This window comes from Fusobacterium perfoetens (assembly GCF_021531595.1).
GTDB lineage: Bacteria > Fusobacteriota > Fusobacteriia > Fusobacteriales > Fusobacteriaceae > Fusobacterium_B.
Genome location: NZ_JADYUD010000001.1, coordinates 123709 through 148182, shown reverse-complemented (window position 1 = coordinate 148182; position 24474 = coordinate 123709). Strand labels below are relative to the sequence as shown.

The 24474-nt window shown below is 28.9% G+C and carries 27 protein-coding genes and 1 rRNA gene; 15 read left to right on the top strand and 13 right to left on the bottom strand.

Annotated features, from left to right (window positions below; all coding sequences use genetic code 11):
* Positions 1 to 8 precede the first annotated feature (8 nt).
* A complete protein-coding gene (locus I6E17_RS00650; protein ID WP_235234909.1) occupies positions 9 to 842 on the bottom strand; it encodes a hypothetical protein in 834 nt (277 codons plus the stop codon).
* 293 nt (positions 843 to 1135) lie between these two features.
* Here I6E17_RS00650 and I6E17_RS00645 point away from each other — a divergent pair, with 293 nt between their 5' ends.
* The gene (locus I6E17_RS00645; protein ID WP_176828797.1) at positions 1136 to 1393 is read left to right on the top strand and encodes a hypothetical protein; all 258 of its coding nucleotides are present in this window, start codon (positions 1136 to 1138) and stop codon (positions 1391 to 1393) included.
* Between the two features lie 207 nt (positions 1394 to 1600).
* Complete coding sequence (locus I6E17_RS00640) at positions 1601 to 2281, top strand: phosphoribosylaminoimidazolesuccinocarboxamide synthase (RefSeq protein ID WP_176828796.1); 681 nt, start codon at positions 1601 to 1603, stop codon at positions 2279 to 2281.
* A 239-nt stretch (positions 2282 to 2520) separates the two neighbouring features.
* Here the strand turns inward: I6E17_RS00640 and I6E17_RS00635 are convergent, their stop codons facing one another.
* Positions 2521 to 3486 (bottom strand): hypothetical protein, encoded by a 966-nt coding sequence (locus I6E17_RS00635; protein ID WP_176828795.1) that lies wholly within the window; start codon positions 3484 to 3486, stop codon positions 2521 to 2523.
* Between the two features lie 485 nt (positions 3487 to 3971).
* Here I6E17_RS00635 and I6E17_RS00630 point away from each other — a divergent pair, with 485 nt between their 5' ends.
* Complete coding sequence (locus I6E17_RS00630) at positions 3972 to 5141, top strand: ROK family protein (protein WP_176828581.1); 1170 nt, start codon at positions 3972 to 3974, stop codon at positions 5139 to 5141.
* 116 nt (positions 5142 to 5257) lie between these two features.
* Entirely contained in the window at positions 5258 to 5800 is a 543-nt protein-coding gene (locus I6E17_RS00625) for a DJ-1/PfpI family protein (protein ID WP_176828580.1), read from the top strand.
* Between the two features lie 48 nt (positions 5801 to 5848).
* On the opposite strand, the gene I6E17_RS00620 is transcribed toward I6E17_RS00625, so the two are convergent.
* The 4 genes from I6E17_RS00620 to I6E17_RS00605 form a co-directional block, all read right to left on the bottom strand.
* The gene (locus tag I6E17_RS00620; RefSeq protein WP_176828579.1) at positions 5849 to 6694 is read right to left on the bottom strand and encodes a peptidylprolyl isomerase; all 846 of its coding nucleotides are present in this window, start codon (positions 6692 to 6694) and stop codon (positions 5849 to 5851) included.
* A gap of 63 nt (positions 6695 to 6757) precedes the next feature.
* Positions 6758 to 7531, bottom strand: a complete 774-nt coding sequence (locus I6E17_RS00615; RefSeq protein ID WP_176828578.1) for an ABC transporter permease — start codon at positions 7529 to 7531, stop codon at positions 6758 to 6760.
* Complete coding sequence (locus I6E17_RS00610; RefSeq protein ID WP_176828577.1) at positions 7524 to 8363, bottom strand: ABC transporter permease; 840 nt, start codon at positions 8361 to 8363, stop codon at positions 7524 to 7526. The genes I6E17_RS00615 and I6E17_RS00610 overlap by 8 nt, the downstream gene beginning before the upstream one ends.
* Positions 8350 to 9480 (bottom strand): ABC transporter ATP-binding protein, encoded by a 1131-nt coding sequence (locus I6E17_RS00605; RefSeq protein ID WP_176828576.1) that lies wholly within the window; start codon positions 9478 to 9480, stop codon positions 8350 to 8352. The genes I6E17_RS00610 and I6E17_RS00605 overlap by 14 nt, the downstream gene beginning before the upstream one ends.
* A gap of 138 nt (positions 9481 to 9618) precedes the next feature.
* Between I6E17_RS00605 and I6E17_RS00600 the strand changes: the two genes are divergently transcribed.
* A complete protein-coding gene (locus tag I6E17_RS00600; RefSeq protein ID WP_176828575.1) occupies positions 9619 to 10848 on the top strand; it encodes an aminopeptidase in 1230 nt (409 codons plus the stop codon).
* A 53-nt stretch (positions 10849 to 10901) separates the two neighbouring features.
* Here I6E17_RS00600 and I6E17_RS00595 read toward each other — a convergent pair whose 3' ends face one another.
* The 3 genes from I6E17_RS00595 to I6E17_RS00585 all read right to left on the bottom strand — a co-directional run bounded on the left by I6E17_RS00595 (position 10902) and on the right by I6E17_RS00585 (position 14246).
* A complete protein-coding gene (locus I6E17_RS00595; RefSeq protein ID WP_176828574.1) occupies positions 10902 to 12266 on the bottom strand; it encodes an alanine/glycine:cation symporter family protein in 1365 nt (454 codons plus the stop codon).
* 156 nt (positions 12267 to 12422) lie between these two features.
* A complete protein-coding gene (gene fabK / locus I6E17_RS00590) occupies positions 12423 to 13370 on the bottom strand; it encodes an enoyl-[acyl-carrier-protein] reductase FabK (protein WP_176828573.1) in 948 nt (315 codons plus the stop codon).
* Positions 13371 to 13451: 81 nt separating this feature from the next.
* Positions 13452 to 14246, bottom strand: a complete 795-nt coding sequence (locus I6E17_RS00585) for a phosphatase (RefSeq protein ID WP_176828572.1) — start codon at positions 14244 to 14246, stop codon at positions 13452 to 13454.
* 232 nt (positions 14247 to 14478) lie between these two features.
* On the opposite strand from I6E17_RS00585, the gene thyA reads away from it, so the two are divergent.
* Both thyA and I6E17_RS00575 read left to right on the top strand, forming a co-directional pair.
* Positions 14479 to 15303 (top strand): thymidylate synthase, encoded by an 825-nt coding sequence (gene thyA / locus I6E17_RS00580; RefSeq protein ID WP_176828571.1) that lies wholly within the window; start codon positions 14479 to 14481, stop codon positions 15301 to 15303.
* Positions 15304 to 15783, top strand: coding sequence for a dihydrofolate reductase (locus I6E17_RS00575; protein ID WP_176828570.1), 480 nt, complete (start codon positions 15304 to 15306; stop codon positions 15781 to 15783).
* A gap of 105 nt (positions 15784 to 15888) precedes the next feature.
* Here I6E17_RS00575 and rrf read toward each other — a convergent pair.
* The 4 genes from rrf to I6E17_RS00555 form a co-directional block, all read right to left on the bottom strand.
* Positions 15889 to 16005, bottom strand: a 5S ribosomal RNA gene (gene rrf, locus I6E17_RS00570).
* 43 nt (positions 16006 to 16048) lie between these two features.
* Positions 16049 to 16312 (bottom strand): cysteine-rich small domain-containing protein, encoded by a 264-nt coding sequence (locus I6E17_RS00565; RefSeq protein WP_176828569.1) that lies wholly within the window; start codon positions 16310 to 16312, stop codon positions 16049 to 16051.
* 15 nt (positions 16313 to 16327) lie between these two features.
* On the bottom strand, positions 16328 to 16792 hold the full coding sequence (locus tag I6E17_RS00560) for a toxin-antitoxin system YwqK family antitoxin (RefSeq protein WP_176828568.1): 465 nt from the start codon (positions 16790 to 16792) through the stop codon (positions 16328 to 16330).
* A 33-nt stretch (positions 16793 to 16825) separates the two neighbouring features.
* A complete protein-coding gene (locus I6E17_RS00555; protein WP_176828567.1) occupies positions 16826 to 17272 on the bottom strand; it encodes a SoxR reducing system RseC family protein in 447 nt (148 codons plus the stop codon).
* Positions 17273 to 17607: 335 nt separating this feature from the next.
* Here I6E17_RS00555 and I6E17_RS00550 point away from each other — a divergent pair, with 335 nt between their 5' ends.
* From I6E17_RS00550 to gatB, 8 genes are read left to right on the top strand one after another with little or no spacing between them, the layout of a single operon-like run.
* Positions 17608 to 18183, top strand: coding sequence for a hypothetical protein (locus I6E17_RS00550; RefSeq protein ID WP_235234908.1), 576 nt, complete (start codon positions 17608 to 17610; stop codon positions 18181 to 18183).
* On the top strand, positions 18180 to 18758 hold the full coding sequence (locus I6E17_RS00545; protein ID WP_176828565.1) for a Maf family protein: 579 nt from the start codon (positions 18180 to 18182) through the stop codon (positions 18756 to 18758). Before I6E17_RS00550 ends, I6E17_RS00545 begins: the two co-directional genes overlap by 4 nt.
* 14 nt (positions 18759 to 18772) lie before the next feature.
* The gene (locus I6E17_RS00540; protein ID WP_235234907.1) at positions 18773 to 19825 is read left to right on the top strand and encodes a rod shape-determining protein; all 1053 of its coding nucleotides are present in this window, start codon (positions 18773 to 18775) and stop codon (positions 19823 to 19825) included.
* Positions 19826 to 19856: 31 nt separating this feature from the next.
* Positions 19857 to 20387, top strand: coding sequence for an SMC-Scp complex subunit ScpB (gene scpB, locus I6E17_RS00535; protein WP_235234905.1), 531 nt, complete (start codon positions 19857 to 19859; stop codon positions 20385 to 20387).
* A complete protein-coding gene (locus tag I6E17_RS00530; RefSeq protein ID WP_176828563.1) occupies positions 20368 to 21078 on the top strand; it encodes a pseudouridine synthase in 711 nt (236 codons plus the stop codon). The genes scpB and I6E17_RS00530 overlap by 20 nt, the downstream gene beginning before the upstream one ends.
* A gap of 49 nt (positions 21079 to 21127) precedes the next feature.
* A complete protein-coding gene (gatC, locus tag I6E17_RS00525) occupies positions 21128 to 21421 on the top strand; it encodes an Asp-tRNA(Asn)/Glu-tRNA(Gln) amidotransferase subunit GatC (protein WP_235234903.1) in 294 nt (97 codons plus the stop codon).
* Between the two features lie 21 nt (positions 21422 to 21442).
* On the top strand, positions 21443 to 22906 hold the full coding sequence (gene gatA, locus I6E17_RS00520; RefSeq protein ID WP_235234901.1) for an Asp-tRNA(Asn)/Glu-tRNA(Gln) amidotransferase subunit GatA: 1464 nt from the start codon (positions 21443 to 21445) through the stop codon (positions 22904 to 22906).
* Positions 22906 to 24345 carry an Asp-tRNA(Asn)/Glu-tRNA(Gln) amidotransferase subunit GatB gene (gene gatB / locus I6E17_RS00515; protein WP_176828560.1) on the top strand — a complete coding sequence of 480 codons (1440 nt, stop codon included), beginning with the start codon at positions 22906 to 22908 and terminating at the stop codon, positions 24343 to 24345. The genes gatA and gatB overlap by 1 nt, the downstream gene beginning before the upstream one ends.
* The last annotated feature ends 129 nt before the right edge of the window (positions 24346 to 24474 follow it).

Here is a 24474-nt window from a genome sequence, read left to right as displayed (position 1 = left end):
ATGTTCTCCTATTTTATTAATTCTAATATCTTATTATATGTATGATGAAATTGAATATCTCCAGGTATAATTTTACGCGGACTATGCCACTGTACAAATCCAAAAGGAAGCTGAATTGTACTACCTCCATTTCTTATGCCGTATACTGCTGTTGGAGAAATCTTATTTTGAATATCTGGTAAATAAATTATAGTATCAAATTGGTTTTCACCAACCATATTTTTATACCATAAAATTTGAGCCCAATTATCTGAATCCTTAGCTAATCCTTTTGCAAAACAAAAATCAAATATCTCTACAATATTTTCATTTATCCATTCAATTAAGCTATTATATAAAGTTTCATTATAAGACTTTAGTGTATTTGCTACTAATCTATGTTTTCTAAGTTCAAGATTTTGATTAGCACTACTATGTAATTTAATAATATCAAGAGTATCGGTTGCAGAACCAAAATAAAGAGAAATAGCTCTTTTTACTTGCTCTGGTATTCTTTTCCCATATTGCATTTCAAATCCTCTGATAAATCTATCAATTCCTATTAAAAAAACTTGACCACTATCATCTTTCTTTATAGAAACATTAAGTTTCTTTCCATTTGATAAATAAAGCCACATATCTGTCTTTGATTTTGTTTTTCCACCTAAAATACAATCTACATTTGTTTCACATAATCCACCATATTCAACACGATTAATAACAACATCTTTTAAATGTGCACATTCTAATATTCTTTGTTGAATTTCTTTGCTTTCAGCTGTTAATTCTGCTACAAGTTGTTCATTTTTATGTCCAGATAACTTAGCATATTTCCAGCCTTCAGCTCTATTTCTTGTAGTCATATCTAATATTCCTCCTTTAAAGATAATTACAAATTTATAATATTCTATATTGAATTTTTTTATTATTTTTAATATTAATATAGTTCTATATCTGATAAATTCATTTTATAGATATATTAATAATAGCTTTTTTAACCTTCTTTACAATATAAGTATATTACAAGTAAATATAAAAATCTACATAATATCAATAATATTTTTATTTAAAATTTAACAAAATATTTTTTTATATCTTTTTAATAAAAAAATATGATATATTATAATAAATACTTTATGCAAGGAGATAAATACTTATGAACATAGATGAACTTACACAAGAACTTGATAGAATTATGCTTGAAGAAGGATATATTGAAATAAGTGATAAAAACAATATGGTTACTTCTCTTATAGAAGAACACAATGCTAATATGAAATTATATAAAAAAGCTATTGGTCATCTTTATAGCAGTTATTCATATTTTGAAAATGATGATGAAACTTTTTTCTATAATCCTTATGACAGTTTTGATAATCTTGAGGAGTTCAAAAAAGAATTTAATATACTTTAAAATTTTAATAAATAATGTACTTTATAAATTTTTTTATTAAGATATAAGAAAAAATTTGAAAATTTGTTAAAAAATGGTATAATACCACATATAGAGTTACCAAAAACAATCAAATAATATAGAGTTATAATTTTAGTGCGGATTTTGTATATAAACTGTTAATATTTCAGCCAATAATTTTTTTATTTTATACAATGGAGGAAAAAAATGGAGAAAGTTTATCAAGGAAAAACAAAGAATGTGTACAAACTGGAAAATGGGAACTTCTTATTAGAGTTCAAAGATGACTGTACTGGAAAAGATGGAGTATTCGATCCAGGTGAAAACTCTGTTGGATTAACTATTGAAGGTATAGGAAAAGCAAATTTAAAAATGTCTGAATACTTCTTTGAAATCCTTAACAACCAAGGAGTAAAAACTCACTATATTTCTGCCGATTTAGAAAAAGGAACAATGGAAGTTGTCCCTGCAAAACCTTTTGGAAAAGGTCTTGAAGTTATATGCCGTTTCAAAGCTGTAGGAAGTTTTTACCGTCGTTATGTTCAATATGTAAATGAGGCTGCTGATCTTCCAGCATATGTAGAAACTACTTTTAAGAATGACGCACTTGGTGATCCATTAGTTACAAAAGACGGACTAGTTGTTTTAGGTGTTATGACTGCTGAACAATATGACTCTATGAAAGAAAGAACTCAAAGAATCTCTACTATTGTTAAAGATGAATTAGCTAAAAAAGGATTAGATCTTTATGATATTAAGTTTGAATTTGGAATTGATAATAATGGAGAAGTTATCTTAATAGATGAAATTGCATCTGGAAATATGAGAGTATATAAAGATGGTGTTATAGTTAATCCTATGGACTTAACTGAAATGTTCTTTGCTTAATATTCTAGATAAAGTAATTAATAAAAAACACAGAGGAGCTGAAATAAGCTCCTTTTTTGTTATCATATTTTCAAAAAAAGAAAAATACTGAAGGGTGAGAAGGCCTTCAGTACTTTCCTTTGAGATTTTACTTTTATCTATGTCAAAGTTAGCACACTTTAACAGCTGAATTATTGAGTGGGCTTTATGCCCCGAGGAAATTTTTATTATAAAAAATATTCAAATAAGCTATTTTAAAACTAGAATGTATAAGCCCATCCTATTTGGAATTCTCCATAGTATTTTCCGTTATCTTCGTTAGTTATAATTCCTTTTTTAGCTTCATATTTTGATATATCATATCTATAGTATCCATAAATATCAAATGAATCATTTAAAGCATAATTAGCATTTACTATAAGAGCATTATAGTTAAAGTCTTTATAAACTCTATATCCTTTATCTTTTCCAAGATTGCTGTAATCTGCTGAATTATGTAATCCTAATCTATATTCTAAAGTTAAACCTAATTTTTCTCCTGTATATAGAGGTGCGTAGAATCTTAATTGATGATCTGCTGATTTTTCAAGAATATTACCTTTTTCTACTACTCCTCCCTTATCATTTAATTCAACTTGTCCTTTTCCTGTATAATCTATATAATCTAAATAGTATCCTACTTTAATTGGTCCAAATGTTACATTGAAAGGCATTATTTCTATTCTTCCATAATCTTCATAATTTCCACTTTGAGAATAGTATTGAGCATCCATCCAACCTGAGAACATTCCATAATCATATCCTGTTCTTAAATACCATCTGTCATAGTTATCATTGCTTTGAACTTTTACTCCTAAGAACCAGTTATCAAAGTTTCTTATAGCTTGAAGTTCCATTCTTGATGTACCTCTGTCATATAGTCCACCTTCTCTATGACGAGTGTCAGATGAGAAAACTTTTCCTGCTCCTATTGTGAAATCCCAGTTTTCAGTATTAAGTTCTGCTGTATTCATGAATATAACTGATTCACCTATATTCTTTTGACCAGAAGTATTATCTACCTCTAAACTTTGTCCTACTGTTACTGATTTGATTAATGGTTCAGGAGTTACTTCAGCTATAACAACAGTTTCCTGTACTTCCTCCACTACTGGAAGAACTTCTTTTGCATAAGCTGATGAACTTACTGCTAATACTGCTCCTAATAATAATGCTGTTTTCTTCATTTTATTCCCCCTCTGAAATATTTTTATTAATAAAAAATATTACCTTAATACAGTTAAATTTTTTAATAAAGTTAAAAAATTTAATTATGTAAAATTTTTATGTATGAGGCTGTATTAAGTTAATACTTTTATTAGCCCGCTGTTTTTTATTTATTTTTATTTATTTTTATTATTTTTTAAATTCTTTTTTTAAAAGTTTTTCACAAAATATCAAACAATCTTTTAAACAGAGCATATGATATAGTCTCATTATGAATTTTAAAATATTCTTCAATAAACTCTGTTACTTATTAAAATTTTATTATATAATATAGATATGATAAAAATTAAAAAGAAAAAGTCATTCAATATTTTTGTGTAATTTTTAAATTAATTTAAAAATATTTTATTTTTTTAAAACTTTTATTTTACCTAGTAAAATTATAGTTGTTTTTTTAGTTTTTGTCAAGCTTTTTTATTTTTATTTTTATTTAAGGAGGCATTTTATGAACAATGCAACGAACAATAGAAACATAGCCAATCTTCTTAGGTATATCAATATTCATCAAGGTGGAACTAAACTTGAGCTAGCAGAAAATTTAAATCTTTCTCCTGCTTCATTGACAAAAATTTCAAAAAAACTTATATCTGAAAATATTTTATATGAAGAAGAAAGAATAAAAAATAACCGTAAAAGAACAGATCTCCTTATAAATTATAATAAATTTAAGTTTATAGGAATTGATTTAAGACCTGATACTACAACTATTGTTTTCACTAATACAAATCTTGAAATTCTTCATGCTTTTTCAAGAGAAAACAGCAATCAAATAAAAAATTCAAAAGATTTATTTCATGATATTTTTACAAGAATTCAAACTTTTATAAAAGAAAACGATGTCAAAGAAAATGAAATTCTTGGGATGGGAATTACAATAAACCTTTCAGAGTTTCATAATAAATATTATGATTATAGTTTTCTTGAGGAACTTAATTATGAAAAATTAACTGAATTTGCTAAAGAATATTTTAGTTTTCCTGTGATCATAGATACTTTTATAAGAGCATTAGCTCTTTATCAGACTTTCTGTGAACCGTCAATTAAAAATTTCTTTTTTATGAAATATAATACTCTCATAGATGGAAGTATTATAGTAAATAATCAACTTGTAAATCCATTTATGGACTTTAATAAAAAATTAGGGCTTAACCATGTTATAATTGAACCTGATTCAGATGTCTTTTGTGATACATGTAAAAGAAAAGGTTGTATTGAAACAATGATATCAAGTTCCAGTATTATAAAACAACTTAAAGATAAATACAGAGAGTATCCTGAAATAATTAAAAACTATGATACACATGGATTTGATTATCTCGTTGAAAGAGCTGAAAAAGGAGAGGTTGAAGAATGCCTTATCCTAAAAAAAATAGCAAACTATACAGCCCTTATAATACTTAATATTGATGCTATTTTCTCTCTTGATAACTTTGTAGTTTCAGGAAAGCTTTTCAAAAGTCCAATATTTAAAAATTACCTTATGATCTCTCTTCAAAGCTATCAACTAACTGAAATAAAAGAGAATTTTATCATAAGTCATATAGAGGAAAAAAAGGAATTTCTTGCATCTGCATATCTTCCTGTAAATTATATTTTTTATAATTATAATTTCTAAAATAATTTTATTCAGTAAAATAGATAATATAGTGATTACATATGGTTAAAAGGTATTTAAAGGGGAAACTTTTACTGAAAATTTTATTTAATATGTTTATATTTTAGGAGGTAACTATGAAAAAAGTTTATGTTTTACTTGCAGAAGGATTTGAAATTTTAGAGGCTATTGCACCTATTGATGTGATGAGAAGAGCAGGAATAAAAGTTGTTACTCTTTCTTTGAACAAAACTCTTGAAGTTAATTCTGCACAAAATGTTACAGTCAAGGCTGATGATATGTTTGGAGACTATAAAGATGCTGATGGTATATTCCTTCCAGGAGGATATTCAGGATATGAAAATCTTTTTAAATCAGATGAAGCTATGGCTCTTACAAAATACTATCTTGACAATGGAAAAATGGTTGCAGCAATTTGTGGAGCTCCATCTTCATTGGGAAGAAGAAGAATGATAGATGGAAGAAATATAACTCTTCATTTCTCTACTCATGAACTTGTAAAAGATTTTTGCAATATTATAGACGAACCTATTGTAAAAGATAAAAATCTTATCACTGCCAGTGGTTCAGGGTATTCTCAAGAACTTGGATTTACAATTCTTGAATATCTTGCACCTGAAACTATTGAAAAAGTAAAAATCGGAATGACATTAAAATAAAAACATTTATAAAAAGCATAAAAGAAAAAGGGGTATAAACCCCTTTTTTTAATCTAATGTGAATTCATCAAGTTCTTTTTCTGCTTTAGCTTTTTCTATTTTAGCAGCTTTTCTTTCTTTTAATTTTTTTTCTGTTGCTCTGATAAATCTAGGAATGAAAAATTCTTTTTCTTCTTTAATTTCTTTTTGCTTTGGAGTATATATTGATTCAAGCTCATTTCTATATTGTTCAACTTCATTTCCAAATGCAGATAAATCTTTTACAGGATATTTTTTTAAGTTTGGATATTTAGAATCAAGTTCTTTATTCCATTCATCTACTCTTTCTTTATTTAAAGCAAGTAAAAGATCTGCATGTCCACTGATTTTTATTTCTTTTATCACATCACCTTTTTCAAGCTTTTTAATTCTGTCATAATCTCCCTGAGTTACAAATTCTCCAAAAATTGTATATCTTTGATTTAAAGAATCAGCAGGATATATAGTTATAAAAAATTGTGATCCATTTGTATTTGGCCCCATATTTGCCATTGCAAGCATTCCAGGTTGATAGAAATCAAGCCAGTCAACAAATTCATCGTTTGTAAGATATCCTGGTGTTCCTTGTCCTGTTCCAGTAGGATCTCCCCCTTGAATCATAAAGTTTTCAATAGCTCTATGAAATACTGTATTATCATAATAACCTCTTAAAGCAAGATTTACAAAACTTGCTACAGTTATTGGAGCTGCTTCAGGATAAAGATAAAATTCTATGTCTCCCTGAGATGTTACAAATGTTGCTCTAATATCATTATATTTTGTAAAATCTGTACTTTCTTTTTTTCCAAAGAATGAACATCCTCCAAGTAAAAATAAAACAAGTGAAACAAGCAGTAGTTTAAAATATCTCTTCATAAATTTCCTCCAAAATAATGTATAATTACTTCCTTTAGACTCTTTTTTTCTCTTTATTGTTTACTACTTTAAAAAATATTTTTGAAGTTTTGTAGTTGAAAGAGTAAGTACTGTAGCAAATCCTATAAATAATACAGAAAGTGCATTTATAACAGGTGACACTCCCAATCTTATCATAGAATAAATTCTAAGAGGAAGAGTTGATGAACCTGGACCTGCCACAAAGAATGTTGCAACGAAATCATCAAATGATAAAGTCAGAGCAATAAGAAATCCTGATATTATTGCAGGCATAAGCATTGGTATAATTACTTTTTTTAATGTCTGCATCTCTGTTGCTCCAAGATCATAAGCTGCTTCAACAATAGAATAATCTATTTCTGAAAGCCTTGAAAGCACAATAAAAAGTACAAAAGGAATATTAAATGTTGTGTGAACTATAAATATACTTGCAAGACCAAGTTCAAGTTTCACTGTAACAAATAATATTAAAAGGGATACTCCCATTATTATATCAGGAACTATAAGAGGAAGATAACCTATTACTTCAAGATATTTTTTATATCTAAATTTATACCAATGAAGTCCTATTGCTCCTAATGTTCCCAATGTTGTAGAAAGAAGCCCTGAAAAAATTGCAATAAATATACTATATTTAAACGCTCTCCAGATTTCATCTGAATACATAAAAAGCTCTCTGTACCATTTCAATGAAAATCCTTGCCATACCATTGCTTTCCCTTCATTAAAAGAATATATGACAAGAACAACAAGGGGCAGATAAAAGAAAATCATAGACAGAAGAAAGAAAAATAATGATGTTCTTCTTTTATTCATCAGCTCCACCTCTCTTCTTTGCAATCATAAATCCAAAAAGTATAACAGAAGTTATAATTATAAGGACTGATGATATTGTTGATGCCATAGGCCAGTTTCTTGTCTCTGTAAGATGACGAGCGATAACATTTCCAAGAAAAATTGAATTTGCTCCTCCTACAAGTTTTGGTACAACATAAGAACCAAGCATAGGAATAAATGTAAATAATCCTGCTGTCATTATTCCACTTTTTATATTTGGAATAAATATTTTAAAAAATGCTTGTCTGTTTGTTGCTCCTAAATCTCTTGCTGCCTCTATAAGAGAAAAATCAAACTTCTCTATTGTTGAATAAAGAGGAAGTATAGCAAAAGGTAAACTTGTATAAACAGAAATCAAAATAACTGCACCTGTATTATATAAAAATTGTATAGGTTCATTTATTATTCCTATTTTCATTAAAAATGAATTTATAAATCCATTATTTCCTAAAATTGCCATCCAAGCATAAATTCTTATAAGAAAATTTGTCCAAAAAGGAATAATTATAAGATATATATATTTTTCTCTGTGCTTTGAACGAACTATAAAATATGCAGTAGGAACTGCCACTATAAGAGTAAAAAGTGTTACAATTATTCCCATTGCAAGAGTTTTATAAACTATTTTAAGAAACATTGGATTTGCAAAAATCTTAAATGTTTCTAAAGAAAATTCAAGTTCAACTCCTCCATATATCCCTTTTTTTAAGAAAGAATATACAAGAACAATTCCCATAGGAATCAAAAAGAAAATTGTAAGCCAAATTGTTATTGGTAAAGTATAATAAATTCCTCTTCTATCTCTTTTCATTTGCCTCTACCTCAACCAGATAACTATCTTCAGAGTTCCAAGAAATATATGCTTCTTCATCCCATTTTACACTGCTTTCATCATCTTCAAAGAAAATAGCATGTTGTTTAAATGCTTTAAACAGCATATCCTTTTCCCCATTAAGCCATACGAAATATTTACTTTGAAATCCTGTGTAAATAACTTCATCAACATATACTTTTACCACATTATGAATTTTTCCTAAGTTTTTAGGAGGTTTTCTTGTTACTCTTATTTTCTCAGGTCTGATAGACACTTTTACACGATCAGAAACTTTTACTTCTCTATCCATTTCAAAACGAATTTCACCAAGTTTTTCATGCTTAAGAGTTGCACATGTTTCACTATCTATTGAAACAACTTCTCCTTCAATAAAGTTATTTTCTCCAATAAAATCTGCTACAAACATATCTGCAGGTGACTCATATACTTCTGCAGGTGTTCCTACCTGAAGAACTTTTCCCTTATTCATTATCGCTATTCTATCTGAAATAGAAAGTGCTTCCTGCTGATCATGTGTTATAAATATAAATGTTATTCCAACTTCTTCATGGATATTATCCAGTTCAATCAAAAGATTTTGTCTAAGTTTTGCATCAAGAGCTGAAAGAGGTTCATCAAGAAGAAGAACTTCTGGTTTATTTACAAGTGCTCTTGCTATTGACACTCTCTGTTGTTGCCCTCCTGAAAGTTGGTTTGGCTTTTTAGAAGCATGCTCCTCAAGATCTATCATTTTAAGCATTTTTTTTACTTCTGTATCTATATAATCAGAATCCATTTTCTTCATTCTCAGAGGAAATGCTATATTCTCATAAACTGTAAGATGAGGAAATAATGCATATTTCTGAAATATTGTATTTGTAGATCTTAAATTTGGCGGAAGATTTGTTATATTTTTATCCCCCAAATACACTGTTCCTGTATCAGGTTCAATAAACCCTGCTAAAATTCTAAGCAGTGTTGTCTTTCCGCATCCAGACGGACCTAAAATAGAGAAAAATTCTCCTGCTTTAATTTCCAAGTCAATATTTTTAATAACCTGTACACCATCAAAAGATTTACTTAACCCTTTTATTACTATATCTTTTTTTTCCAACTCGACCTCCCCGATATAAAATATTGTACAACATTACAATTTTATCACATTTGTCTAAGAAAATAAATATTTTACTTTTTTTTTACTCTCTTTTTTATGATATAATAAAGCAGAAATATAATTTTCAAGGAGGAAATAATGAATAATAAAACTTTACAAAAATATGCAGACCTTGCACTTAAAATTGGAATAAATCTTCAGCAGAAACAAACTCTTGTTATAATGTCTCCTGTTGAGACAGCTCCTTTTACAAGAATGCTTGTTGAAACAGCATATAAAATGGGAGCAAAAGAAGTTGTAGTTCATTGGAATGATGATTTCTGTAAAAAAATGAGATTTTTACATGGAGATATTGAAATTTTTGAAAATATGCCTCAATGGGAAATAGATTCTCTTATGTTTTATGCAGAAAAAAATGCAGCTTTTTTAAGTATTGCTGCAAATGATCCTGAACTTTTAAAAGGAATTGACAGTAAAAAAATTGCAAAGGCACAAACAGCGAGAAATGTAGGACTTAAATCTTATTATGAAAAAGTTATGACAAATACTATTCAATGGAATATTATTTCTGTTCCAACTTCTGCATGGGCAAAAAAAGTATTTCCAAATCTTTCTGAAGAGGAAGCTGTTGAAAATCTTTGGAAAGCTATTATATCTTCTGTAAAAGCAGATACAGAAAATCCTGTGGAAACATGGCATAAACATTTAGCAAATTTAAAAGAAAAAATGGATTACCTAAATAAAAAGCAATTTAAAAAATTTGTTATAAAAAATTCTATTGGAACAAATCTTACAGTGCAGCTTCCTAATAGACATCTTTGGGCTTCTGGAAAAGATATTACAAAATCAGGAATAGAATTTGTAGCAAACATTCCCACAGAAGAAGTTTTCTCAATGCCTTATAAATATGGTGTAGATGGTATTGTAAAAGCTTCAAAGCCTCTAAACTATGGAGGAACTCTTATTGAAAATTTCTCCCTTACTTTTAAAGATGGAAAAATTATAGATTTTTCTGCAGAATCAGGAGAAGAAGCATTAAAAAATCTTATAAATACTGATGAAGGAGCTAAATATCTTGGTGAAATAGCACTCGTTCCTTACGATTCTCCTATTTCAAATTCAAATATTTTATTCTATAACACTTTATTTGATGAAAATGCTTCATGTCATCTTGCTATCGGACAGGCATATCCTAGCTGCATTGAAGAAGGAGATACATTTAATAAACAACAAATGGAAGAAGCTGGAATGAATGATTCTTTAGTCCATGTAGATTTTATGTTTGGAACAAAAGATCTTGATATTACTGGAATAGATTCTTATGGCAGAGAAGAAAAAATCTTTAAAAACGGAAACTGGGCTTTTTAATTTTTTTATTAAAAAACGGCATTCTTGAATTTTCAAGTCTGCCGTTTGTTTTTTTATTTATTTCTTAATTTAGCTTCATATTTTTTTAGTTCTACAAGAGCATCTTTTGAAATAATAAGAATACATATAATATTAATTACAGTCATTATTCCAAGTCCAAAATCTGCAAGAGACCATACAAAGAAGTTTTGCTGTATTCCTCCTATATAAACCATTATTACAATAATAATTTGATAGAAGAAATTTAAATTTATTTTTTCATTTATAAAGTTTACAGCACTTTTTCCATAGAAAGCAACTGCAAGAATTGTACTAAGTGAGAAGAAAAATATTGTTACAACTGTAAATGGAATTCCTATCCAACCAACATGAGTTTTTAATGATTCTTGGAATAATGTCATTCCACTTAAAACTCTACCATCAAGAATCATTCCATCTGTTCCTACTGCTTTTTCAACTCCTGCAAGAAGAATAACAAATGCTGTAGCACTACAAATTATAAGAGTATCTACAAATACCCCAAGAGCTTGAACCATTCCTTGTTTTGCAGGTTCATCTATATCAACAACTGCTGCTGCATAGTTTGAATTTCCACTTCCTGCTTCGTTAGAGAATAATCCTCTTCTTACTCCCTGCATTATTATTCCACCAATACTTCCTCCAAGAAATTCTTTTCCTCCAAAAGCCTGATAAAAAATATCTTTAAACATAACAGGAAAACTTGTGATATTAGTAACAATTACAAATATTACAACTCCAAGATATAAAGCTGCCATCACTGGAACAATCTTATTTAAAGCATCTATTATTTTATCTCTCTTGCTTTTTCCAAAAATTATTGAAGCTACTATAACTGCTAAAACTCCAGCTACATATTTTGGATTAATATTATATGCACTTGCAACTGATTCTGTAACTGAGTTTGACATTACCTGTGTAACACCTATATAGCATATAATAGATGAAACAGCATATACAAGAGCTGGTATTTTAGTATTTAATCTTTTTTTAAGAACCCATGGAGTTCCTCCAATATACCTTCCTTCTCCTATTTTATCCCTATGAATAACAGCAAGAGTTGATTCAATAAAAGATGTTGATGATCCAAGAAGTGCCACAAGCCACATCCAGAACAATGATCCTGGTCCTCCAATTGATACTGCTGCAACAACCCCAGCTATATTTCCTGCTCCTACTCTGCAGGCTGTTCCTAAAAAGAATGTCTCAAGAGAACTTATTCCTTTTTTATTTTTTTCAGATTTTCCAAGAATTTTTACAATATCCCCAAATAGTCTGAACTGCATAAATCTTGTTCTTATTGTAAAGTATACTGCAGTACCTATAAGCATTACCACTAGTATGTTTTTCCCCCATAATAGATTATTTACAGAATCTACTACTTTTGTTATAATCTCCACTTCATTTCCTCCCTAAAATTGTTAATTCATGTCTATTATTTTAGCACATTAGTAATAAAAAAGAAAGATGTGTTTTTTATAAATTAACAAAGATTTTTAAGAAAAAATAAAAGGGTAAATTTCTTACCCTTTTAGACTTTATAAATTTCTTTAATTTTATTTTGCAAAATATTTAAAAAGATTTTCTCTTTCTGTTTCAAGATCTTTCATTAATCCTTCTATGATATCTTTTACAGATTCTCTTTTTGTAACCATACTTGCTACTTGCCCTGACATAACACTTCCCTCTTTTACATCTCCTTCAACAGCTGCAAGTCTTAATTTTCCTGTTCCAAGTTTTTCAAGTTCTTCTACAGATGCTCCGTGTTTTTCCATTTCAAGCATTTCTTTAGCAAGCTTATTATTGATAACTCTTACTGGATGTCCAGTGTAATTTCCTGTTGCTACAGTTGATCTGTCTTTAGCTTTTATTATTGCCTCTTTATAATTATCATGAACATTACATTCATCTGCTACAAGGAATTTTGTTCCTACTTGAACTCCTTCTGCTCCAAGAGCAAAGGCTGCAAGAAATTGTTTTCCTCCTCCTATTCCTCCTGCTGCTATAACAGGAATTGAAACTGCTTCAGCTATTTGTGGAACAAGAGCCATAGTTGTAATTTCACCTATATGACCTCCTGCTTCCATTCCCTCTGCTACAACTGCATCTGCCCCTATTTTTTCCATTCTTTTAGCAAGAGCTACAGAGGCAACAACTGGAATTACTTTTATTCCAGCAGCTTTTAATTTTTCCATATATATTCCTGGATTTCCTGCTCCTGTTGTAACAACTTTTACTCCTTCTTCTATACAAATATCTATTTGTTCTTCTATATTAGGCATCATAAGCATAAGATTTACACCAAAAGGATTTGATGTTATTTCTTTTGCTTTTTTTATTTCATTTCTTAAAATATCAACAGGCATTCCACCACCTGCAATTATTCCAAGTCCCCCTTCTTTAGAAACATGACCTGCTAAATTTCCATCTGCTATCCAAGCCATAGCTCCTTGTATTATTGGATATTTTATCCCTAAAAGGCTGCAAACTCTGTTGTCTTTCATAATTCCTCCCGATTGATTTATATTAGTAGATTAAATTCTTCTTCATCTTTCTTTCAGTTATTATACTATTTTTTTATATAATTATTCAACTTTATTCCCTTTTTTCATTGGAGAATAATATGTTTCTATATAGGTATCTCTTATTTTTTCAGGTCTTAAACTTTTTCTCATCTCTAAAAATTTATAAAGGATCTCTTCAGAACTATTAAGAATAAGCTCCTGAGGATAATTTATTTCTTCAGCTATAGCTCTAGCAAGAGGTGTATGTCCTATCTGAGCACAATAATGAGAATCTGTATTTATACATATAAAACATCCAAATTCTTTTGCATATTTTGCAAGTTCTCTACATGTTTTCTCAGATCCTACTCTTGTTCCTCCTAACGAACTGTTATTTAATTCAAGAGCTATATTATATTCTTTAGCAGTTCTTGCAACTTCTTTGTAATCAATAGGAAATTCAGGATTTCCTAAATGAACAATTATATCTGCTTTCTGTGTTTTCATAAGATTTATAACTGCTCTTGTATTTTTTTCTTTATCTTTGTTTTTAGGATAAAGATGGTTTCCATGAAAACCTGCTAGAATTATTTCCATCTGTTCATAAATTTTTTGATTTATATCAAGTTCTCCCTCTTCTCCTACTATATTTGCTTCAACACCTTTTAAAATTCTTACTCCATTAATATAATCAGGAACTATTCTGATATTTATAAGCTGCCACCAATGTGGAGTATCTTCTAAAGCTGGTCCATGATTTGTTATAGCTATAACTTTCATTCCTGTTTCAGCTGCATAATCTGCATTTTCTTTAATAGTACTGAAAGCATGAACATTTGTATTACTGTGTACATGTAAATCAATTTTATAATCCATTTCATACTCCTTTATATATTAAAAATTTATTTTCCTAAATCAACATTATACTTTACAATATATTATATCATAATTTAATATATGATTCTAATAACTTATACATAGTTTTAACATTTACTGATTTTAATTTTTTTATAACATAGCTTCTTATTTTACAAAGTAGATTTTAAAAATTTCTTTTTTGTGATAAAATATATCCTGAATAAATTAAAAAATTTTAAAGGAGTGAGAAATGGCAAAATTTGACAAAATATATAAAGAAATTGTTGAAACTATAGACAAGCAAGGAATATGGAGTGAAGGAAATGTTCGTACAAAATATGCTGATGGCACTCCTGCACATTATAAAAGCTATATAGGATATCAGTTTAGGATTGATAATTCAACTGATGAAGCACATCTTATTACAACAAGATTTGCTCCAAGCAAGTCTCCTATAAGAGAACTTTACTGGATATGGATTATGCAATCAAATAATGTTGATGAACTTAATAAATTAAAGTGTAAGTTCTGGGATGAATGGAAGATGAATGATGGAACAATAGGGAAAGCATATGGATATCAAATTGCAAAAAAAACTTTTGGATATAAAAGTCAGCTTGATTATGTTATAGAAGAACTTAAAAAAAATCCAAACAGCCGTAGAATCATGACAGAAATATGGGTTCCTGAAGAACTTCATGAAATGGCTCTTACTCCATGTGTGCATCTTACTCAATGGTCTGTAATAAATGGAAAACTTTATCTTGAGGTAAGACAAAGAAGCTGTGATGTTGCTCTTGGACTTGTTGCAAATGTATTCCAATATTCTGTGCTTCATAAACTTGTTGCTATGGAATGTGGGCTTGAACCTGCTGAAATTATATGGAATATCCACAATGTCCATATCTATGACAGACATATGCCTGAACTTTTAAAGCAAATCAAAAGACCTGCTTTTGATGGAGCAAAAATAAAAATTGAAAACTTTAAATCAATATATGATTTTAAACCTGATGATGTTGTTCTTGAAAATTATCAACATGGTGAAAAAATAAATTACGAGGTGGCTATATAAATGAATAAACCTAAATTAAATATGATTGTCTGTGTAGGAAAAGATAATCTAATAGGAGACAAAGTTCCTGAAGGGAATGGACTTCTTTGGCATTCAATGGAAGAACTTAATTATTACAAATCAAAAACTATAGGAAATGTTGTTCTTTTTGGAGAAAATACAGCAAAATATGTACCTTTAAATCTTATGAAAAAAAACAGAGAAGTTATAGTTCTTACTCTTGATACAAAGATTGAAGATATTATGAAAAAATATGAAGAAAGCGGAAAAGATATCTTTATATGTGGAGGATATACAATTTATAAATATTTCCTTGATAATTATAATATTGATGAAATTTATATTTCAAAATTAAAACCTCATGTGGAAGTTGCAAAGGCAAAAAATCCTCTTTATTTCCCTGATGTTGAAAAATATGGATATAAACTTATATCAGAAACAGAATATAATGATTTTACAGCTTGCATTTATAAAAAATAAAAATTTAATTATATAATAAAGGGACTATTGCAAATTTATAAAAATGTAATAGTCCCTTTTATCTTTTTTATAAAAATTTTTAAAACATTTTCAAAAAATAAAAATGCTTAGAAACTCCCTATCCTCCCAGAGGGCTGCCCCCCAAGTACTTTCAGCGTATACAGGCTTAACTTCTAGGTTCGGAATGTAACTAGGTGTACCCCTGTAGCTATTGTTTCTAAGCAAAAAAATGATATCATATTTTTTATTTTCTGTCAAATATTTTTTATTTTTCTCTAGTTTTTTCAATTACGAGCTTTATCTTACTCATAATATGGTTATACCCTGTTTCTTTTATATGAGGAAGAATACAGTCTGAACAATCTTTTATACCATTTTCTGTATATTTAAAATTTCCGCCACACTCTCTTCCAAGCATATATAAAGGACAGTAACAAAACATACAACTGAATTTTTCTTCTGGATTTTCTATTTTATGACATGGAAAATATTCACATTTTTTATTTTGATTAAATTTGTAGTTTTCCATTTTATCTCCTAAAATTTAATATTTACTTATTCCAGCAAGTTTCCCATCCATGCTGTATCTTTTCCATTTTCCAACTGGAATTCCATTTTTTATTTGTCCTAGAATACGAGGCTTTCCATTTGCATAATAAATTGCATATTTCCCATTATCTATTCCATTTTTATAATAAGTTTCTAATACTTTTTTTCCTTTTTCATTATAAAGAATATATTTCCCATTAAGCATTCCATCTTTCCAATTTTCTATGGACTTCATTTTTCCATTGTCATAAAAAGCTATCCATTTCCCATCGGGTTTTCCCTTTACATAATATTCCCTATCTTTTCCATCAGTAACCATACCTGTAAAAGGTTCATTACCTATAAGAGAAATCGTAATGTCTCCAACATCTTTTATCTGTTGTCTTGATACTTTTTGAGTTTTTGCTGAAGATAATGTACATAAAATTAAAAACATAAAAAGAATAAAAAATTTTTTCATTATCCCTCCACTTATAAAAAATTTTTTAACATATTAATCTTTATTTTGTCCTGCACAACTATCTGCACTAAATATTTCTGAACCTTTTTCAACAGCTGTCACTGTCATTTCTACTTTTTCTTTTACAAAATATTTATCATATATATGAAGTCCTGCAAAAGATAGAACAAGAAAAGCAAAAGAAACAAGCACACTTATTTTTTCACTTCCTCCCATTTTATTACTTATAAAAAATCCAAGTATCATCATAATTATAGGAAGAATGTAAACTGTAAATCCTATTTTCAGCATCTTTGAATCTTCAAGTTCAAAAGTTACTATATCTCCTATTTCTACATCTCCATCATAAGTTACTTCAAGTTCTCTAGCAAGTTTATTTGCATCTCCACAACCAGAACAATGAGCACAAGAACTTTCTTTAAACATTTTTAATTTTATCCTGTTTCCATTTATTGCAATAACTTTTCCATTACTTTTCATCTTTATCAGTCTCCTTGAAAATCTGTTTCCTATTTTAAATTATAACACAATTTTTCTTTATAAAAAAGTATGTTCTTTATTTCTTGAAAACTCACTACCTCTATGGTAAAATAATACTGTTGTACATATATTTTCAACTGGATTTTATTAAATATTTTTGGGAGCAAATTTTAATGAATAGGAAAAAAAAGATTGTGACAAAAACTATACTTTTTGGTTTTATTTTTTCACTGATTTTTTTCTTTTTTAAAAAAGGGTATGAATATTCTGATTCTTTTATTCTGTTTGGCAAAAACTATTTTGGAATATTTTTTATTCCCTCTGTTGCAATAATTTTGCTTGATATATTTTTTACTTTTATAAACAGCAGAAAAAAAAGAATTTTTTATAAAACAAGACTTTTCTTTTCTATTATTTTTATAATTTCTGTTTCTTCTGTTTTTATTCTTGGAACTCTTGCATATGGAGAAAAGCTCAATGAAACAAATATAATTAATATGTGTATAATGGATTGTAATCTAGGATTTCTTATGACATACTTTATTACATATATTTTTGAAAATTTTAGACTTAATTACATATTTGCAATTTCTTCCATTCTTATTTTTATTTCTCTTTTCTTTCTTATAGGAAAAGAAATAAGCCGTACTATAAAATATTTTATAAGATGCAAAAGAAGAAGAGAGGCATTAAAACTTGAGAAAGCTCTTCTTGCTCAAATGCAGACACAAATTGCCATAAAAGAAAATCTTGAAGAAAAGAAAGCTGTAGAATACGAAAAACAAAATATTATACTTGAAACTGTAATAAAAGAAAAAGTTGAAAAAGCTATTGAAAAGGATATTCTTCCTCTTGAAAAAAACAAAGAAGAAAAGAAAGAAGATTTTCCTAAGGAGGATATTATTAAATGATATTAGCATCAGCATCTCCAAGAAGAAAGGAGATTTTAGAAAACTTTGGTTTTTCATTTAAAACTATTGTAAAAAATATTGATGAAATAAGCAATAAAAATACTGCAGTAGAAAAAATCAAAGACATTGCAGAAAAAAAAGCAAAGGCTGTAGCTGAAGATTTTCCAAATGAATATGTAGTAGGAGCTGATACTGCTGTTGTTGTTGATGGTAAAATTCTTGGAAAACCTCATAACAGACTGGAAGCATTTAATATGCTTAAATCTCTTTCAGGAAAAAGTCATGAAGTTATAACAGCTTTTTCATTTGTAAATCTCACTGAAAAAATATTATACAGTGATTGTGAAGTTACAAAAGTTTATTTTAAAACTCTTACAGATGATGAAATAAACTGGTATATAGATACAAAAGAACCTATGGATAAGGCGGGAGCTTATGGCATACAAGGAAAAGGTGCTTTCTTTGTAGAAAAAATTGAAGGAGATTTTTTCAGTGTAATGGGATTTCCCCTTGGTAAATTTATCCGTTTTTTAAGCAGTGCAGGCTTTGATTTAAACAATTTAGAAAAAATATAATTTGAGGTGAAAAAATGTTTAAAAATTACTTTAATAAATTCTGGGGAATGTTTTCTGAAGACTTAGGTATTGACCTTGGAACTTCAAATACTCTTATTTGTGTAAAGAAAAAAGGAATAGTTTTAAATTCTCCTTCTGTTGTTGCTATAAATAATAAAACAAAAGAACTTTACGCTGTAGGAGAAAAAGCAAAAGCTATGATAGGAAAAACTCCTGCTCATATTGATGCTATAAGACCATTAAAAAATGGAGTTATTGCTGATTATGAAGTAACTGAAAAAATGCTTAGAGGATTTTACAGAGAAATAAATAAAGGTTCTGGAAAACTTGCAGGTCCAAGAGTTCTTATATGTGTTCCTGCTGGAGTTACACAAGTTGAAAAAAGAGCCGTTATTGACATAAGTACTGATGCTGGAGCAAGAGAAGCATTTCTTATAGAAGAACCTATGGCTGCTGCTATAGGAGCTGGAATAGATGTATTTCAGCCAGAAGGAAATCTTATTGTTGATATAGGAGGAGGAACTACTGAAATTGGTGTTATTTCTCTTGGAGGTATTGTAAAAACATCTTCTCTTAAAGTTGCTGGAGATAGATTTGACAATCTTATTACAGAATATATAAGACAGGAACATAACCTTCTTATAGGTTATAAAACTGCTGAGCGTCTTAAAATAGAAATTGGAGCAGTTATTCCTCTTGAAGAAGAACTTACTTGTGAAATAAGTGGAAGAAACCTTATCACAGGGCTTCCTGTAAATGTTACAGTTACTTCAACTGAAATAGCAAATGCTCTTGAAGAAGCAGGAAATCAAATTATAGAAGAAATTAAATCTATATTAGAAAAAACACCTCCTGAACTTTCTTCTGATATTAAGAGAACAGGAATTTATCTAACTGGAGGAGGGGCTCTGCTTAGAGGTCTTGATAAAAAACTTGCAAACTCCTTAAAACTTAATGTTACAGTTGTTGAAGATCCATTAAATGCTGTTATCAACGGAATTGCAAAATTCTTAGGTAACTTTAATGAATACAAATCAATTTTAATGTCTCCTGAAAACAACTACTAATAAATTTTCATAAAATGAAAGGATAATTTAAATGGATATAAAACCACAGCTGGAAGCGATACTTTTTTTAGGAGGAGAAGATATAAAAATAAAAGATTTAGCAAAATTCTTCTCTCTTTCCATTGATAAACTTATACCTATTCTTTATGAACTTAAAGGAGAAAGAAAAAGTACTGGAATAAATATAGAAATATTTGATGATACTGTTTATTTAGTATCAAATCCAAAATATGGAGAAGTTATCACAAATTTCTTTGAACAGGAGAAAAAGCCAAGAAAGCTTTCTGCTTCAACACTTGAAACTCTTTCAATAATAGCTTATAACCAGCCAGTAACAAAAAGTGAGGTTGAAGCCATAAGAGGAGTCAGTGTAGACAGTATAATATATACTATGGAAAATAAAAAATTTATAAGAATCTGCGGAAAAAAAGATTCTATAGGAAAGCCTAATCTTTATGAAGTAACTGATAAATTTTTAGGTTATCTTGGAATTGATTCAGTAGATGAACTTCCAAACTATTATGAAATAAAGGAAAAACTAAATGGAAAAAACAAGGATTAATAAATATCTTGCAGAACTTGGAGTAGGTTCAAGAAGAGCTGTTGATAAAATGATTGAAGAAAAAAGAATAAAAGTAAATGGCATTCTTGCAGAATCAGGAGTAAAAGTTGATAAAAATGATACTATAACTATTAACGGAAAACCTTTGAACATTGAAAAAAAACAAAAAGTTTATTTTATTCTTAATAAACCTAAAAGAGTTTTAAGTACTGCAAAAGATGAAAGAGGAAGAAAAACAGTTGTTGATTTAATAGATACAAAAGAAAGAATTTTTCCTATTGGAAGACTTGATTATGACACAGAAGGACTTCTTCTTCTTACAAATGATGGAGAAATTTTTAATAAAATAATTCATCCAAGAACAGAAGTTTATAAAACTTATCTTGTAGAAGCAAAAGGAAATATCAACATGACAACTCTTAATAAATTAAAAAGAGGAATTATGTTAGACGATAAAATAACTCTTCCTGCAAAAGCAAAAATTCTTTTGGCAGATGATAAACATACTGTTCTTCATTTTGCTATAAAAGAAGGAAGAAATAGACAAGTAAGAAGAATGTTTGAATCAGTAGGTCATCCTGTCATAAATCTTAAAAGAATTATGCTGGGAGAATTAAACCTTGATGGTCTTGAAACAGGAGAATACAGAGCTCTTACTAAAAAAGAAATAAACTATCTGTATTCACTTTAAAATGCAGAAAATATTTTAAATATATAAAGATTAATTTTAGGAGGTTAGAATGGCTTTAAGCAAAGAGGAAGTTTTACATGTTGCTAAACTTGCAAGATTGGAATTCAGCCCTGAAGAGATAGAAAAATATCAGCAGGAACTTAATGATATTCTTAATTACATTGATATGCTTGGTGAAGTTGACACAACAGAAGTAAAACCTTTATCACAAGTAAACGATGATACAAACAACTTAAGAGAAGATACTGTAAGAAAATCTCTTACTGTTGAAGAAGCACTTTTAAATGCACCTGAAGCTGAAGATGGTGCTGTTATTGTTCCAAAAGTTGTTGGAGGAGAATAAAATTTTAGAGGAGGATTTCTCATGACTGAGATACATAAATTTACAGCTGCTGAAATCAGAAAAAAAATAGCAGACAGAGAACTTTCTGCTGTTGAGGTTACAAAGGCTGTATTTGAAAGAATAGAAAAAAAAGACGAACTTATAAACAGTTTTGTTTCTCTTAGAAAAGAAAAAGCTCTTGAAGAAGCTAAAATTATTGATGAAAAAATAGCAAAAGGAGAAAAAGTGGGATCACTTGCAGGAGTTCCAGTATCTATAAAAGATAATATGGTATCTGAAGGAGATCTTACAACTGCATGTTCAAAAATTCTTGGAAATTATGTGGGAATTTATGATGCAACTGTTGTAAAAAAATTAAAAGAAGCAGATGCAATAATCATAGGTAAGACAAATATGGACGAATTTGCAATGGGAGGAACTACAAGAACTTCTTCTCATGGACTTACTAAAAATCCTTGGGATACAACAAAAGTTCCTGGTGGAAGTTCTGGAGGAGCAGCAACATCAATTGCTTCTCAAGAATGTTTTATCTCTCTTGGTTCTGACACAGGAGGAAGTATAAGACAGCCATCATCTTTTTGTGGTGTTGTAGGACTTAAACCTACTTATGGAAGAGTTTCAAGATATGGACTTATTGCTTTTGCTTCATCTCTTGACCAAATAGGACCAATTGCAAAGTCTGTTGAAGATGTTGCTCTTACAATGAATGTTATTTCTGGATATGATGAATACGATGCAACTGTATCTAAAAAAGATGTTCCAGATTATACAAAAGCTCTTGGAAGAGATATAAAAGGAATGAAAATAGGAGTTCCTAAAGAATATTTTATTGAAGGAATTGATGAAGGTGTAAGAAAAGTTATGCTTGAATCTCTTGATAAATTAAGAGAACTTGGAGCAGAAGTCATTGATATCTCTCTTCCTCATACAAAATATGCTGTTCCTGTTTACTATGTTCTTGCTCCTGCTGAAGCAAGTTCAAACCTTGCAAGATTTGATGGAGTAAGATATGGATACAGAAGCCCTGAAGCTAAAAATATCCTTGATCTTTACATTAAATCAAGAAGTGAAGGATTTGGTGCTGAAGTAAAAAGAAGAATTATGATAGGAACATATGTTTTAAGTGCTGGTTTCTTTGATGCATACTTTAAAAAAGCTCAGAAAGTAAGAACTCTTATAAAAAAAGATTTTGATGAAGCTTTTAAAACTGTTGATGTAATATTTACTCCAGTTGCTCCATCACCATCTTTTGAACTTAATAAAGAAAAAACACCAATAGAATTATATTTAGAAGATATATTTACACTTTCTGCAAACCTTGCTGGTATTCCAGGGCTTTCTGTTCCAGCAGGGCTTACAGATGGTCTTCCTGTAGGAATCCAACTTTTAGGAAAACAATTTGGAGAAGAAGACTTAATTGCTGTAGGAAGTGCTTTTGAAAAAATTAGAGGAGAATGGAAACTTCCTGAAGGAGATGATAAATAATGATAAAAGAATGGGAATCAGTAATAGGACTTGAAGTCCATCTCCAATTAAAAACAGGAACAAAAGTATGGTGTGGTTGCAGTGCTGATTACGATAACGATGATTCAAATACTCATACATGCCCTATATGTCTTGGACATCCAGGAGCTCTTCCAAAATTAAATAAAAAAGTTGTTGAGTATGCTGTCAAAGCTGCTCTTGCTTTAAACTGTAACATAAATAACGAAAGTCATTTTGATAGAAAAAATTATTTCTATCCTGATGCTCCAAAGAACTATCAAATAACTCAGTTTGAAAATTCTTATGCAGGAAAAGGATTCTTAGAAATAAATGTAAATGGAAAAGCTAAAAAAGTTGGAATTACAAAAATACAAATAGAAGAGGATACAGGTAAATCTGTTCATGGAGTTCATGAATCTTATTTAAACTATAACAGAGCTTCTATTCCTCTTGTAGAAATTATTTCTGAACCTGATATGAGAACTTCAGAAGAAGCTTATGAATATCTTACTCTTCTTAAAAATACTATTAAATATACTGGTGTCAGTGATGTTTCAATGGAACTTGGTTCTTTAAGATGTGATGCTAATATATCTGTACATCATAAAGGAGAACCTTTTGGAACAAGAGTTGAAGTTAAAAACCTTAACTCTTTCAAAGCTGTTGCAAGAGCAATAGACTATGAAGTAAATAGACAAATTGAAACTATTGAAAAGGGTGGAAAAATAGATCAGGAAACAAGACTTTGGGATGATGATGCTCAAGTTACAAGAGTTATGAGAAGCAAAGAAGAGGCTATGGATTACAGATATTTCCATGAACCAGATCTTCTTACTCTTGTTATAACTGATGAAGAAATAGAAGCCATAAAAGAAACTATGCCTGAATCAATAACTGATAAAGTTGCAAGATTTATAAATGAATATCAAATTCCTGAATATGATGCACATATTCTTTGTGAAGATATTGAACTTGCTGATTATTTTGAAAATACAGCAAAAGCTTCTGGAAATGCAAAATCAAGTTCAAACTGGATAATGACAGAAGTTTTAAAAGAATTAAAACAAAAAAATACTGAAATAAAAGATTTTGTAATTTCTTCTGAAGATTTAGGAAAAATTATAAAACTTATTGATACAAATGTTATTTCATCAAAAATAGCTAAAACTCTTTTTGAAATGAAACTTACTGATGAAAGAGATCCTGAAACTATTGTTAAAGAAGAAAAAATGGCTCAAGTTACAGATGACAGTGCTATTGAAACTCTTGTTGATGAAGTTCTTGCAAATAACCCTAAACTTATTGAAGACTATAAAAACTCTGATGAAGGAAGAAAACCTAGAGTTCTTAAAGGACTTATCGGTCAAGCAATGAAACTTTCTAAAGGAAAAGCAAATCCTCAAATGGTTACAGAACTTATGATAAAAAAATTAGGATAATAAAAATTATTATTAAAGCTGTTGTAAATTATTAAGTTTTACAACAGCTTTTTTTTGTATTTTTCTGTATTAAAAATTAATATCTTTTTATTTTTCGTGAATTTATAATTCTATTATTATATTTTAAAA